Annotated in this window: 11 protein-coding genes; 6 read left to right on the forward strand and 5 right to left on the reverse strand. The window is 72.5% G+C overall.

Annotated elements, in window-relative coordinates; genetic code table 11:
- Window positions 1-110: 110 nt before the first annotated feature.
- On the reverse strand, window positions 111-3,254 hold the full coding sequence (gene ileS, locus ACFWEE_RS19620; protein ID WP_386890647.1) for an isoleucine--tRNA ligase: 3,144 nt from the start codon (window positions 3,252-3,254) through the stop codon (window positions 111-113).
- Between the two features lie 548 nt (window positions 3,255-3,802).
- Between ileS and ACFWEE_RS19625 the strand changes: the two genes are divergently transcribed.
- From ACFWEE_RS19625 to ACFWEE_RS19645, 5 genes are all read left to right on the forward strand, one after another.
- Window positions 3,803-4,618, forward strand: coding sequence for a TraR/DksA family transcriptional regulator (locus tag ACFWEE_RS19625; protein ID WP_386890649.1), 816 nt, complete (start codon window positions 3,803-3,805; stop codon window positions 4,616-4,618).
- A 117-nt stretch (window positions 4,619-4,735) separates the two neighbouring features.
- Window positions 4,736-5,398 carry a signal peptidase II gene (lspA, locus tag ACFWEE_RS19630; protein ID WP_386890651.1) on the forward strand — a complete coding sequence of 221 codons (663 nt, stop codon included), beginning with the start codon at window positions 4,736-4,738 and terminating at the stop codon, window positions 5,396-5,398.
- Window positions 5,399-5,500: 102 nt separating this feature from the next.
- Entirely contained in the window at window positions 5,501-6,442 is a 942-nt protein-coding gene (locus ACFWEE_RS19635) for an RluA family pseudouridine synthase (RefSeq protein WP_266703356.1), read from the forward strand.
- Entirely contained in the window at window positions 6,439-6,933 is a 495-nt protein-coding gene (locus tag ACFWEE_RS19640; RefSeq protein WP_386890652.1) for a GNAT family N-acetyltransferase, read from the forward strand. Before ACFWEE_RS19635 ends, ACFWEE_RS19640 begins: the two co-directional genes overlap by 4 nt.
- A gap of 121 nt (window positions 6,934-7,054) precedes the next feature.
- Complete coding sequence (locus ACFWEE_RS19645; RefSeq protein WP_386890654.1) at window positions 7,055-8,641, forward strand: Na+/H+ antiporter; 1,587 nt, start codon at window positions 7,055-7,057, stop codon at window positions 8,639-8,641.
- A gap of 58 nt (window positions 8,642-8,699) precedes the next feature.
- Here ACFWEE_RS19645 and ACFWEE_RS19650 read toward each other — a convergent pair whose 3' ends face one another.
- Window positions 8,700-9,842 (reverse strand): mechanosensitive ion channel family protein, encoded by a 1,143-nt coding sequence (locus tag ACFWEE_RS19650; RefSeq protein WP_386890655.1) that lies wholly within the window; start codon window positions 9,840-9,842, stop codon window positions 8,700-8,702.
- 37 nt (window positions 9,843-9,879) lie between these two features.
- Between ACFWEE_RS19650 and ACFWEE_RS19655 the strand changes: the two genes are divergently transcribed.
- Entirely contained in the window at window positions 9,880-10,458 is a 579-nt protein-coding gene (locus ACFWEE_RS19655; protein WP_386890743.1) for a dienelactone hydrolase family protein, read from the forward strand.
- A gap of 61 nt (window positions 10,459-10,519) precedes the next feature.
- On the opposite strand, the gene ACFWEE_RS19660 is transcribed toward ACFWEE_RS19655, so the two are convergent.
- From ACFWEE_RS19660 to ACFWEE_RS19670, 3 genes are all read right to left on the reverse strand, one after another.
- Window positions 10,520-11,503, reverse strand: coding sequence for a zinc metalloprotease (locus ACFWEE_RS19660; protein WP_386890657.1), 984 nt, complete (start codon window positions 11,501-11,503; stop codon window positions 10,520-10,522).
- 384 nt (window positions 11,504-11,887) lie between these two features.
- On the reverse strand, window positions 11,888-12,700 hold the full coding sequence (locus ACFWEE_RS19665; RefSeq protein ID WP_386890659.1) for a thioredoxin domain-containing protein: 813 nt from the start codon (window positions 12,698-12,700) through the stop codon (window positions 11,888-11,890).
- Window positions 12,701-12,747: 47 nt separating this feature from the next.
- The gene (locus ACFWEE_RS19670) at window positions 12,748-13,437 is read right to left on the reverse strand and encodes a hypothetical protein (RefSeq protein WP_386890661.1); all 690 of its coding nucleotides are present in this window, start codon (window positions 13,435-13,437) and stop codon (window positions 12,748-12,750) included.
- Window positions 13,438-13,541: the final 104 nt, after the last annotated feature.

Raw genomic sequence — 13,541 nt, forward strand, 5'->3', positions numbered from 1 at the left:
TGCGAATCACCCTGTAGTGGGACAGGAGTTGCCGGAGCTCCCGACCGGCCGTCCGGGAACGCCGAAGGCCCGGCGGAAGATCCGCCGGGCCTTCGGAAGGTACGTGCCGGTCAGTGCTTGCGGAGGCGGAAGCTCAGGCCCAGGCCCTCGTCCTCGAACGGGGTGCCGTACGAGTCGTCCGCGTCGCCCCGGCCGTAGTCCAGGGCGAGCACCTCGTCCGCGATCAGCGAGGCGTGCTCGGTGAGCGCCTCCACCGTGGCGGCCTCGTCGGAGGTCCAGCGCACCGCGATCCGGTCCGCCACGTCCAGGCCGCTGTTCTTGCGGGCCTCCTGGATCAGCCGGATCGCGTCACGGGCGAGGCCCGCGCGGCGCAGCTCCGGGGTGATCTCCAGGTCCAGGGCGACCGTGGCACCGGAGTCGGACGCCACCGACCAGCCCTCGCGCGGGGTCTCCGTGATGATGACCTCGTCCGGCGTCAGCGAGACCGTCTCGCCGTCCACCTCGACCGACGCGGTGCCCTCGCGCAGGGCCTGCGACAGCGCGGCGGCGTCGGTGTTCGCGACCGCCTTGGCCACCGCCTGCACGCCCTTGCCGAAACGCTTGCCCAGCGCACGGAAGTTGGCCTTCGCCGTGGTGTCGACCAGCGAGCCGCCCACCTCGGAGAGGGAGGCCAGCGAGGAGACGTTCAGCTCCTCGGTGATCTGCGCGTGCAGTTCGGCGGAGAGCGTCTCGAAGCCGGCCGCCGCGACCAGCGCGCGGGAGAGCGGCTGACGGGTCTTCACGCCCGACTCGGCGCGGGTGGCCCGGCCGAGCTCCACCAGCCGGCGCACCAGCGCCATCTGGGTGGAGAGCTCGGGGTCGACCGCCGAGGCGTCGGCAACCGGCCAGGAGGAGAGGTGCACCGACTCGGGGGCGTCCGGCGTCACCGGGACCACCAGGTCCTGCCACACCCGCTCGGTGATGAACGGGGTCAGCGGGGCCATCAGGCGGGTCACGGTCTCGACGACCTCGTGCAGCGTGCGCAGCGCGGCCTTGTCGCCCTGCCAGAAGCGGCGGCGCGAGCGGCGGACGTACCAGTTGGACAGGTCGTCGACGAACGAGGAGAGCAGCTTGCCCGCCCGCTGGGTGTCGAAGCCGTCCAGCGCGGTGGTCACCTGGCCCACCAGGGCGTTGAGCTCACTCAGCAGCCAGCGGTCAAGGACCGTGCGGTCCGCCGGTGCCGGGTCGGCCGCCGAGGGCGCCCACCCGGACGTACGGGCGTACAGCGCCTGGAAGGCGACCGTGTTCCAGTACGTCAGGAGCGTCTTGCGCACGACCTCCTGGATGGTGCCGTGGCCGACGCGCCGGGCCGCCCACGGGGAACCGCCCGCGGCCATGAACCAGCGCACCGCGTCGGCGCCGTGCTGGTCCATCAGCGGGATCGGGTCGAGGGTGTTGCCCAGGTGCTTGGACATCTTCCGGCCGTCCTCGGCGAGGATGTGGCCGAGGCAGACCACGTTCTCGTAGGAGGACTGGTCGAAGACGAGGGTGCCGACCGCCATCAGCGTGTAGAACCAGCCACGCGTCTGGTCGATGGCCTCCGAGATGAACTGCGCCGGGTAGCGGCTCTCGAAGACCTCCTTGTTCTGGTACGGGTAGCCCCACTGCGCGAACGGCATCGAACCCGAGTCGTACCAGGCGTCGATGACCTCGGGGACGCGGTACGCCTCCAACTGGCAGTTCGCCTCGGTGCAGGTGAACGTGACCGCGTCGACGAACGGCCGGTGCGGGTCGAGGGCCGACTGGTCGCTGCCGGTGAGCTCGGACAGCTCGGCGCGGGAGCCGACGCAGGTCAGGTGGCCGTCCTCGCAGCGCCAGATGGGCAGCGGGGTGCCCCAGTAGCGGTTGCGGGAGAGCGCCCAGTCGACGTTGTTGTGCAGCCAGTCGCCGAAGCGTCCGTTCTTCACCGAGTCCGGGAACCAGTTGGTCTTCTCGTTCTCGGCGAGGAGCCGGTCCTTGACGGCGGTGGTGCGGATGTACCAGGACGGCTGCGCGTAGTAGAGCAGCGCGGTGTGGCAGCGCCAGCAGTGCGGGTAGCTGTGCTCGTACGGGACGTGGCGGAAGAGCTTGCCGCGGGCGGCCAGGTCCTCGGTCAGGGTCTCGTCGGCCTTCTTGAAGAAGACCCCGCCGACCAGCGGCAGGTTCTCCTCGAACGTGCCGTCCGGGCGCACCGGGTTGACCACCGGCAGACCGTACGCCTTGCAGACCAGGAGGTCGTCGGCGCCGAACGCGGGGGACTGGTGGACCAGACCCGTACCGTCCTCGGTGGTGACGTACTCGGCGTTGACGACGAAGTGCGCCTCGGCGGGGAACTCGACCAGGTCGAAGGGGCGCTCGTAGGTCCAGCGCTCCATCTCCCGGCCGGTGAAGGACTGGCCGGTGAGCTCCCAGCCCTCGCCGAGCGCCTTCCCGACCAGCGGGCGCGCCACGACGAGACGCTCCTCGCCGTCCGTCGCCACGACGTACTCGACCTCGGGGTGGGCGGCGACGGCGGTGTTGGAGACCAGCGTCCACGGGGTCGTCGTCCAGACCAGCAGCGCCGCCTGGCCGGCCAGCGGGCCGGAGGTCAGCGGGAAGCGGACGAAGACCGACGGGTCGACGACCGTCTCGTACCCCTGCGCCAGCTCGTGGTCGGAGAGGCCGGTGCCGCAGCGCGGGCACCACGGGGCGACGCGGTGCGACTGGACCAGCAGGTCCTTGTCGAAGATCTTCTTCAGCGACCACCAGACGGAGTCGACGTACTCCGGGTCCATGGTCCGGTACGCGTCGTCCATGTCGACCCAGTACCCCATGCGGGTCGTCAGGTCGGAGAAGGCGTCGGTGTGGCGGGTCACGGACTCGCGGCACTTGGCGTTGAACTCGGCGATGCCGTACGCCTCGATGTCCTTCTTGCCGCTGAAGCCCAGCTCCTTCTCGACCGCGAGCTCGACCGGCAGGCCGTGGCAGTCCCAGCCTGCCTTCCGGCCGACGTGGTAGCCCTGCATCGTGCGGAAACGCGGAAAGACGTCCTTGAAGACGCGGGCTTCGATGTGGTGGGCGCCGGGCATGCCGTTGGCGGTCGGCGGGCCCTCGTAGAAGACCCACTCGGGGTGGCCCTCGGACTGTTCGAGGCTCTTGGCGAAGACCTTGCCCTCGCGCCAGAAGTCGAGCACGGCGTGCTCCAGCGCGGGCAGGTCGACCTGAGCGGGGACCGGGCGGTACTGCGGCGATGTCATGTTCGGGTTTCCTCCGGCGGACGTCTTCCCACTTCCGTCGGAGGGACGAGAGCGCTGGGCTCCCGCGGTACCACCCTCCTTGGCCCGGGCGCGGGCCCGTGCCCCCTCATTGGGGTGCGATGCCGGGTCTACTTGCCTGCCTGCGGCGTTCTTCCGACGGCTCCGGGGTGATCTTCACGACGCGCTCGCCCCCGGGCTTCCACCGACCCCGGGTCGCTCTGGGCTGCGTACGACGCTACTCGTCCCATCCATGCCTCTCGCTGCGCCCAGTGTACGGGGCCGGGGACGAGGAGTCCGACCGGTTTTGCGCCGGGCGCCCCCGGCCCCGGCGCTGACCCGAATGGCGTGCCGGGCGCCCGCGGAACGCGCGGCTTGGCCGCGCGGCGGAATACCCGGCGGGGAGCTGGGCACAACGGATGCAGGCGGGCCGTGTCCGGGTGCGGGGAGGGGTGGCAGGGCGGCGTGCCCCGTTGCCGCGGGTCATGGGTCGATTTATCGTCCCAGCACGATCCGCGAGCAGGATCACCCTAGGTGAAGGGGCCGCGCCCATGGTGGCGAAGAAGACCGTCGACCGGACGACCGCGTCAGCGGATCCCGAGGACGCGGCGGACGACCGGACGGGCGAGGGGAGCGGCACGGAGCCCGGGGGCGGCCACGGCGCGACGGAGGCGAAGGCGGTCGCGAAGAAGGCCGCCGCGGCGAAGACGGCGACCGGAAAGGCCGCGGCCGGGAAGAAGCCGGCGAAGAAGGCCGCCGCGAAGAAGACCGTCACCGGGAAGACCCCCGCGAAGAAGAGCGCGGCACGCACGAGCACGGCGAAGAAGGCCGTACCAGCGGCCACGGAGGCGGCCGACGCCGCCCGGCAGACAGGAGAGCAGACGGTGGCAGCCAAGAAGACCGCGGCCCGGGCGGCGTCCGGCGGACCGAGCGCGACCGCGGTGCCCCCGGCACGCGTGGCGACCGCACCCGGGGAGCTGGCCGTCCGGCCGGGGGAGGACCCCTGGACGCCGGAGGAGGTCGCCGAGGCGCGCGCCGAACTCACCGGCGAGGCCACCCGGCTCCGCACCGAGCTGGAGGCGTCCGGCGCGGCACTCGCCGGGCTGATGCGCGACTCCGGCGACGGGGCCGGAGACGACGAGGCCGACACCGGTACGAAGAACATCACCCGCGAGCACGAGCTCTCGCTCGCCGCCCACGCCCAGGAGACCCTGGAGCAGACCGAACGCGCCCTGGCCCGCATGGACGCCGGGACCTACGGCCTCTGCGAGGTCTGCGGCAAACCCATCGGCAAGGCCCGCATGCAGGCGTTCCCCCGCGCCACCCTCTGCGTGGAGGACAAGCAGAAGCAGGAGAGACGCGGCTGACCCCCCGGGGCGCTCCGTGTCGTACCCTCGTCCTCAATCGGCACCAAGGCCGTGCTTGGCCGCCCCCGCCGGGCGGCCGGGCGTCCGGTACCGGACACGACCAGGTTGAGGATTCACGTGGCAGAGGCGGAGCGCACCATCGAAACGCCGGACACCCCCGACGCCGGAGGGGCCGGCGAGGCCGGGCCCCTCACGCCCGCCGACGGCACCGCCCCGGGCGCGGCCGACGGCACCACCGCGGCGCCCGAGGAGACCGGGGCGCCGGAGGGCGGCGCCACCGCCGTCGCGGGCAAGGGCAGGCGGCGGCTCGTCGCGCTCTTCACCGTGGCCGTCGTGGCGTACCTCCTCGACCTGATCAGCAAGACGCTCGTGGTCGCGAAGCTGGAGCACCACGACTCCGTCGAGATCATCGGCGACTGGCTGAAGCTGGAGGCGGTCCGCAACCCCGGCGCCGCCTTCTCCATGGGCGAGGCGTTCACGGTGGTCTTCACCGTCATCGCCGCGGCTGTGATCGTCGTCATCATCCGGCTCGCCCGCAAGCTCCGCAGCCTCCCCTGGGCGATCGCCCTCGGCCTGCTCCTCGGAGGGGCGCTCGGCAACCTCACCGACCGCCTCTTCCGCGCGCCGGGCGTCTTCAAGGGCGCGGTGGTGGACTTCATCTCACCGGCGCACTTCGCGGTCTTCAACCTGGCCGACTCCGCGATCGTCTGCGGAGGCATCCTCATCGTGCTCCTCTCCTTCCGGGGACTGGACCCGGACGGCACCGTCCACAAGGACTGAGCACCTCCGCGCGCCTCCCCGGCCGGCGTCCACCGGGGGCGGGATACGGCCGGGGAAGATCGCCGGTCACAGCACCGGTGGCCGCAAGGCATACTCGACCAGGTGAGTACGCACCCCGAGATCCGAACCCTGCCCGTGCCCGACGGCCTGGAGGGCGAGCGCGTCGACGCCGCCATCTCCCGGATGTTCGGGTTCTCCCGCACCAAGGCCGCCGAGCTGGCCGCCGCCGGAAAGGTGCAGGTGGACGGATCGGTCGCCGGGAAGTCCGACCGGGTCCAGGGCGGTGCCTGGATGGAGGTCGAGATGCCGCAGGCGGCCCCCCCGGTCCAGATCGTCGCCGAGCCCGTCGAGGGCATGGAGATCGTCCACGACGACGACGACATCGTCGTCATCGTGAAGCCGGTCGGCGTCGCCGCCCACCCCAGCCCCGGCTGGACCGGCACCACCGTCATCGGTGGCCTCGCCGCGGCCGGGTACCGCATCTCCACCTCGGGGGCCGCCGAGCGCCAGGGCATCGTGCACCGGCTCGACGTGGGCACCTCCGGGCTGATGGTGGTGGCCAAGTCCGAGCGCGCGTACACCCTGCTCAAGGCGCAGTTCCGCGACCGCGTCGTGGAGAAGAAGTACCACGCGCTGGTGCAGGGCCACCCGGACCCGATGAGCGGCACCATCGACGCCCCCATCGGCCGCCACCCGAACCACGACTACAAGTGGGCCGTGATCCAGGAGGGCAAGCCCTCCGTGACGCACTACGACCTCATCGAGGCGTACCGCGCCGCGAGCCTGCTCGACATCAAGCTGGAGACGGGCCGCACGCACCAGATCCGCGTGCACATGTCCGCCCACCGCCACCCCTGCGTCGGCGACCTCACCTACGGCGCGGACCCCACCATGGCCAAGCGCCTCGGCCTGACCCGGCAGTGGCTGCACGCCGTCCGGCTCGGCTTCGAACACCCCTCGGACGGCAGCTGGGTCGAGTTCGCCAGCTCCTACCCGGCCGACCTGCAGAAGGCCCTCGACACGATCGCCGCGGAGAGCGAATGAGCACCGGCACCACCCCGTACACCGCCCGGCGCACGCGCGACGAGACGGACCGCGCGGCCTGCTTCCAGGTCCGCAAGGAGGTCTTCGTCGGCGAGCAGGGAGTGCCCGAGGACCTGGAGTACGACGCGTACGACCGGCCCGAGGCCACCACGGTGCACGTCATCGCGGTCACCGAGGACGGCACGGCGCTCGGTACCGGCCGGCTGCTGCACGGCGAGGCGGCGGCCGGGAAGACCGGCGGCGACCTCACCGTCGGCTCGCTGGGCCGGCTCGCCGTCGCCGCCTCGGCCCGCGGCCTCGGGGTCGGCGCCGCACTGGTCCGCGCGGTGGAGGACGAGGCACGGGCGCTCGGCCTGGCCGCCGTCGACCTGCACGCCCAGACCCACGCCCTCGGCTTCTACGAGCGCCTCGGCTACCAGGTGTACGGCCCCGAGTTCCAGGACGCGGGGATAGCGCACCGCGCCATGCGCCGCACCCTCGCGGAGAAGTAGCCCCGGCCCGCGCCGCGCAGGGGGTGTCACGACTCCTCGCGTACCCGGCGTGACAGGGTGGAGCTCCCGCCCGGCCGCGCCGGGCGGGAGCTCTGCACGCACGCTGCGGAAGGCGCTCCACGTGGACCAGATGGCCCTGCTCCTGCTGCTCCTGCTGGGAGCCGTGATCACGGTGCCGGTGGGGGAGCGGCTGGGGCTGCCGGCCCCGGTGCTGATGACGCTCATCGGGGTGGGGATGGCCTTCCTGCCCTTCGTGCCCAATGTCGACATTCCGCCGGAGATCATCCTCCCCGCGCTGCTGCCGCCGCTGCTCTACGCCTCCGTCCAGCGCACCTCCTGGCGGCAGTTCGCGGCCAACAAACGGCCGATCTTCCTGCTCGCGGTCGCCCTGGTCTTCGTGACGACGGCGGCGGTCGCGGCCGTCGCCGACGCCGTCGTGCCCGGACTGCCCCTCGCCGCCGCGGTGGCGCTCGGCGCGCTCGTCGCGCCGCCCGACCCGGTGGCCGCCACGGCCGTCGCCGGCTCGCTCGGGCTGCCCCGGCGGCTGGTCTCCATCCTGGAGGGCGAGGGCCTCTTCAACGACGTGACCGCCATCGTGCTCTACCACGTGGCCGTCGCGGCGGCGGTGTCCGGCACCTTCTCTCTCCCGGAGGCCTTCGGACTGCTGCTCCTGTCGGCGGCGGTCGCCGTGGCGGTCGGGTTCGCGCTCGGCTGGCTCACCATCAAGCTGATGGGGCTCCTCGGGGACGCCACGCTCCAGGTCGGCCTCACCCTCCTCGTGCCCTTCGTCGCCTACGTCCTGTCCGAGGAGCTGATGGGCTCCGGGGTCCTCGCGGTGCTCACCACCGCGCTCTTCCTCGCCGAGCACACCGCCGACGCGGACGACGTGCTGGGCCGGCTCACCGGGCGCACCTTCTGGGACATCGTCGACACCCTGGTCACCGGGATCGCCTTCGGGCTCATCGGGCTGGAGCTCCACAACGTCTTCGGCACCGCCGACGGGCGGGAGTGGCGGATGGTGGGCTGGGGGCTCGCGATCGTCGCCGTGGTCGTCGGCGTACGGCTGCTCTGGCTGCTGCCCGCGACCTGGCTCGCCAAAAAGCTGCACACCCGGCGCGACGTGAGCGAGGAGATCCCGACCAGCTGGCGGGAGACGGTCGTCATGTGGTGGGCCGGGATGCGCGGGGTGGCCTCCGTCGCGCTGGCCCTCGCCGTGCCGCTGAACACCGACGACGGCGAGCCGTTCCCGGGCCGCGACGAGATCGTCTTCATCGCCTTCGCGGTCATCATGGCGACCCTCGTCTTCCAGGGGCTCACCCTGCCCTGGCTGGTGCGCCGGCTCGGCGTCCGGGCCGACACCGACGCCGAACGGGAGCTGGAGAAGCGCCTCGCGATCCGTGCCGCGAAGGCGGCCCGGGCGCGGCTGAAGGAGATCCAGCAGGTGGAGGAGTTCCCGGAGGAGGTGCTGGAGCGGCTCCAGCGCGCCGCCTACGACATCGGGGCGCGCATCAGCCCCGACATGGTGGACGACGAACGCCGCGACGCGTACGCCCAGCGGGCGAAGCGGTTCAAGGAGGTCAGCCGCATCCAGCGGGAGCTGCTGTCGGCCGCCCGCCACGAGGTGCTCGCCGCCCGCAGCGAGACGGGTTCCGACCCGGAGGTGGTCGACCGGGTGCTGCGCTTCCTGGACGTGCGCAGCCTGCGCTGAGCCGCCGGTGGCCCGGTGCGCCCGGACCGGTCAGCCGCGACCGGTCAGCCCTGGCCGGTCAGCCGCGGCCGGTGTGCGGGGCCGGGTGAGGGGACGGCTGCTTGCCGTCGCGGCGGACGGACGCGGCCGTACGGGAGGTCAGCTCCGGCCACTGGTCGGCCGCCACGAGCGTGGCGGGGGCCGTGGCGACGCGGGGCAGGGCGTACGGATGGTGGTCCCGGAGCCAGGCGATCAGCTGCTCGCGCACCGCGCACCGGACCGTCCAGATGTCGTCGGCGTCCTTCGCCGTGACCACCGCGCGCACCTGGATGGTGGTCGGGGTGGTGTCCGTCACCGCGAGCGACCAGGTCCGGCCGTCCCAGGCCCCGCACTCGCCGAGGATGTCGCGCATCTTGTCCCGCATCGCGGCCATCGGCGCCGCGTGGTCCAGGTGGAAGTAGACCGTGCCGGTCATCTGGACCCCGCCGCGCGACCAGTTCTCGAACGGGCGGCTGGTGAAGTACGACACCGGCATGGTGATCCGGCGCTCGTCCCAGGTGCGGACGGCGAGGAAGGTCAGCGTGATCTCCTCCACCGTGCCCCACTCCCCGTCCACCACCACGGTGTCGCCGAGGCGCACCATGTCGCCGAAGGCGATCTGGAACCCGGCGAAGACGTTGCCGAGGGTGGACTGGGCGGCGACACCGGCGACGATGCCGAGCACACCGGCCGAGGCCAGCATCGAGGTGCCGACGGTCTGCATCGCCGGGAAGGTGAGGAGCATCGCGGCGACCGCGACCGTGGTCACCACGGCGATGACCACCCGCTGGATCAGCGTCACCTGGGTACGCACACGGCGGACCCGGGCGGGATCGCGGGTGGAGGTCGCGTACCGCGCGTAACTGGACTCCACGACGGTCGCCGCCACCCGGACCACCAGCCAGGCCGAGGCGCCGATCAGGACCAGGCTCAGCACCTGGCCGATCGCGTCCCGGTGGTCGCGCACCAGCTCCAGGCGCAGATGGGCGAAGGTCCCGCGCAGCAGGGCCGCGCAGATCACCACCTGGAGGGGTGGCCGGCAGCGGCGCAGCAGCCCCCACAGCGGCGTGTCCGGGTGCCGGACGTCGGCCCGCCGCAGAGCGAAGTCCACCAGCCAGCCGGCCAGCAGGGTGATCGCCACCGAACCGCCGACGATCAGCAGCGGGCGCAGCACGTTCTCCATCCTCGTGTCCTCCGGGGTCGGGGTGGCAGCTGGCACCATGGGCGGCATGAACATCATGCTTTTCCACTCGACCTACGGGCTCCGGCCCGCGGTGCACGCCGCTGCCGACCGGCTCCGAGCAGCCGGCCATGAGGTGCGCGTGCCCGATCTGTTCGAGGGGCACACCTTTGAAACGCAGGCGGAGGCGCAGGCGTACCGGGAGGAGCTGGGCAAGGACGAGCTGCTCAAGCGGGCGGTCCTGGCCGCCGCGCCCTACTCGGAGCAGGGCCTGGTCTACGCGGGCTTCTCGCTGGGCGCGGCCGTCGCGCAGACCCTCGCCCTCGGCGACGAGAAGGCGCGCGGGCTGCTCCTCTTCCACGGCACCTCGGACCTCGCGGAGAACGCGAGCACGGACGAGCTCCCTGTCCAGCTGCACGTCGCCGACCCGGACGCCTCGGAGACGCACGACTGGCTGAACAGCTGGTACCTGGAGATGCGGCGGGCCGGGGCGGACGTGGAGATCTACCGCTACCCCGGCGCCGGACACCTCTTCACCGACGAGGGGCTGCCCGACTACGACGAGAAGGCGGCCGAGCTGGCGTGGAAGGTCGCGCTGGGCTTCCTGGCGACCCTCTGACGTACCGCGCCCCCCGGGCCGCGGAAACGGCCCGGGGGGCGGGGGCGGCCGGCGGGGCGGCTCAGCCGCGGTAGGCGGTCCAGCTGTCGCTCATGCGCTGCACCTGGCCGGGGGTGAACTGGTACATGCAGGAGTCGTACGTGTAGTCCATGAAGTTGTGGATCGGGTCGACCCCGGTCTTGTTGGTGCAGGTGTCCCGTCCGGTCGGGCACTCGTAGGCCTCGGTCTTCTCGGCCGGGGTGTCGGCGACGTAGTCCCCGTTTCCGTTGCAGCCGCCCTGGAAGGTGTGGTAGAGCCCCATCCAGTGGCCGACCTCGTGGGTGGCGGTGTCGCCCTCGTCGTAGTGGGTGGCGGCGCCGCCCGGCAGCGAGGTGTCGAGGATCACCACGCCGTCCATGCTCGGGCTGGAGCTGTAGGAGCTCGGGAAGGTCGCCCAGCCGAGGAGGCCGCCGCCGAGGTTGGCGGTGTAGATGTTGAGGGCGTTGGCCCCGCCCTTGCGCAGGGCGCTCTTCATCGCCCTCTCGGCGCTGGAACCGGAGCCCACGTTGTACCAGGTGGCGTTGTCGGTGTAGTCCGTGCCCGCCAGGGTGAAGCTGAAGCCGGTGGCGGTGTTGCCCGTACCGGCTCCGGAGTACGCGCTGTTGAGCACGCTCATCTGGGCGCTGATGGCGCTCGCCGACAGTTTCCCGGTGGTGCCCGAGTGGATGACGTGGAAGTACACCGGTATCGAGGCGCCGGCCGCCAGCGCGGTGACCCCGGCCGAGCGGCGCTGGGCGAGTCTGGTGCGCAGGTCCGCGTCCATCGTCTGCGCCGCGGCCGTGCTGACGGCGTTGGGCTCGTGTGCCGTGGCGCCCGCTCCCGGGCGGGCCTGGCGGGCGAGGGCGGACGTCGTGTCGTCGGCGCAGGAGGCGGCCCCCGCGGCGGCGGCGCCGGAGGCGTTGACCGGGGAGGCGGACACCGGGGTCAGGGCCAGGGTTCCGGCCAGGGCGGCGGTGGCGAGCAGGCGGCGACGCACGTGGGGGGAGGTCGGGAAGAGAGCGCGCACAGGGACTCCTCAAGGACGCGCGGGCGAGGGATTTCCCCGCCCGCTCCGCCGGGAGATTACGTGTGCATGTCATGCCTGGGGGAGTGTTCTTCCGGCCTGTTCGCCGTGGGGCGGGTGGGTTTTCCGGGCGGGCGGGGGCCTCACCGCGTACGCCCTCGAAGCCTCTTCGTAACCCGGCCGTCGACGCCGCGGGCGGTGTGTCCGCAAAGGGGCCCCCGGCCGTGACCTCCGGGACACATGACCGGGGCGCCGGTCGTGGCCAGAACCCGACGGGCCGTGCCGGGCCCGGGGGCCGGGAGGCGTCCTGGCGGTGGGAAGCGGGACGGGCGGGCGGTCACCGGGAGGTGTCCGCCCGCCCGTCCGGGGGAGCCGCGAGCCGGTGCGTCAGCCCTTGAGCGCCGCGTCGATCGCCGTGGTGAAGTCGGCGACCGTCATGGGCGCGCTGTCGCTGCCCTCGCCGGTGACGTTCTTGCCGTCCATCTTCAGGGTCGGCGTGCCGGTGACCCCGCTGGAGTCGAAGGTCTTGGACATCTTCACGGCCCAGGCGTCGTAGGTGCCGTCGTTGACGTCCTTCTGGAACGCCTTGTTGCCCTTGAGCGCGTCCACCGAGTCCGCGACCTCGATGAGGTAGCTGTCCTTGGCGAACTTGTCCTCGGTCTCGTCGGGGTGGTACTTCGCCGAGTACAGCGCCGTCTTGTACTGGAGGAACGCCTCGGGGCTGACGTTGAGGGCCGCGCCGAGGGCGCTGAGGGCGTTCTTGGAGCCCTCGCCGTTGTCGCTGTTGTCGATGAAGGTGGCACCGACGTACTTGATCTTGTACTTGCCGTCCGCGACGTCCTTGGTGACCGTCGAGCCGACGGTCTGCTCGAACTGGGCGCAGATCGGGCAGCGGGAGTCCTCGTACATCTCCAGCGTCTTCTTCGCGGAGGACTCACCGATCACGACGGTCGTGCCGTTGGTGCCGGTGGTGTTCTTCGGGGCGGTCACCTTGGCGTCGCCCGCCGCCTCCCAGGCGTCCGGCTTGTTCAGCTCGTTGACGCCGTAGGCGACACCGCCGGCTATCGCCAGCACCGCGACGATCGAGACGCCGACGATGATCTGCTTGCGGGCCTTGTCCTTCTTGGCCTGCCGCTCGCGCTCCGCGCGCAGCCGCTCGCGGGCCGCTGCCTTGTTCGCCTGACTGTTGCGGTTGCTCATGATCGTTCTCCGTGGAATGGGATGGGGGGGGGAATGCCGTACCGGGATCAGACCGGCAGCGGCGGCCCTCTCCGGCCCACGGAGTGCGTGAAGAGCGGCCGGGCGGCGACGGGCGGGCGGCGGCCCACCGGCCGCGCGGCCTCGCGCACCGGCCGCCGGGAGGCGCCGGCCACCGCCGCCGCGACCAGCAGCGGGCGGAACGCGAAGGCTGCCGCCGCCCGCAGCAGGGCGGCGAGCGCGGACTCGCCGCGGCGCAGCCAGGCCGCGGCGAGCAGCCCGACCGTCACGTGCGCGGCGAGCAGCAGCCAGGGGACCGTCGGCCCCGGGGACAGCGGCAGCTCCAGGACGGAGGCGGCGGCGGGGCGGCCGACCCGGGCCACCCGCGCCAGCGGCGCGCCCACTCCGTGGCCGCCGCAGAGCACGTCGAACCCGAGGGAGCGCAGCGGACCGGCCACCGGGCCGCCCGCCGCGCCGTAGCAGAGCTGCTGCCCGGTGGTGAAGACGGTGTCGGCGGCGAGCTCCAGCGGGACCAGCAGCCCCGCTATCGCCCCGAAGCCGCGCTCCCGCCCCGCCAGCGCCCAGGCGGCGGCGAACACCAGGCCCGCCGTCAGCGCCAGCGCGGTCACCGGCAGGGCTTCTTGGGAGAGCAGGACGTGGGACGCCGAGGACAGCGTGACGACGAGCGCGGTGAAGAGCGCCGCGCGCGCGGTCCGAAAATACGTCCTCGACATGTCCATCGCCGGAGAGTCTTGCACGCGCCCCTGTAAGCGAGCCCTAAGGGCCCCGGAGAACGGCTCTCCCGGGCCCGGCGACGGGCTGGGTCACGGGCGCGGTCACGAGC

Origin of the sequence: Streptomyces sp. NPDC060184 (assembly GCF_042728795.1) — a bacterium.
Taxonomy (GTDB): domain Bacteria; phylum Actinomycetota; class Actinomycetes; order Streptomycetales; family Streptomycetaceae; genus Streptomyces.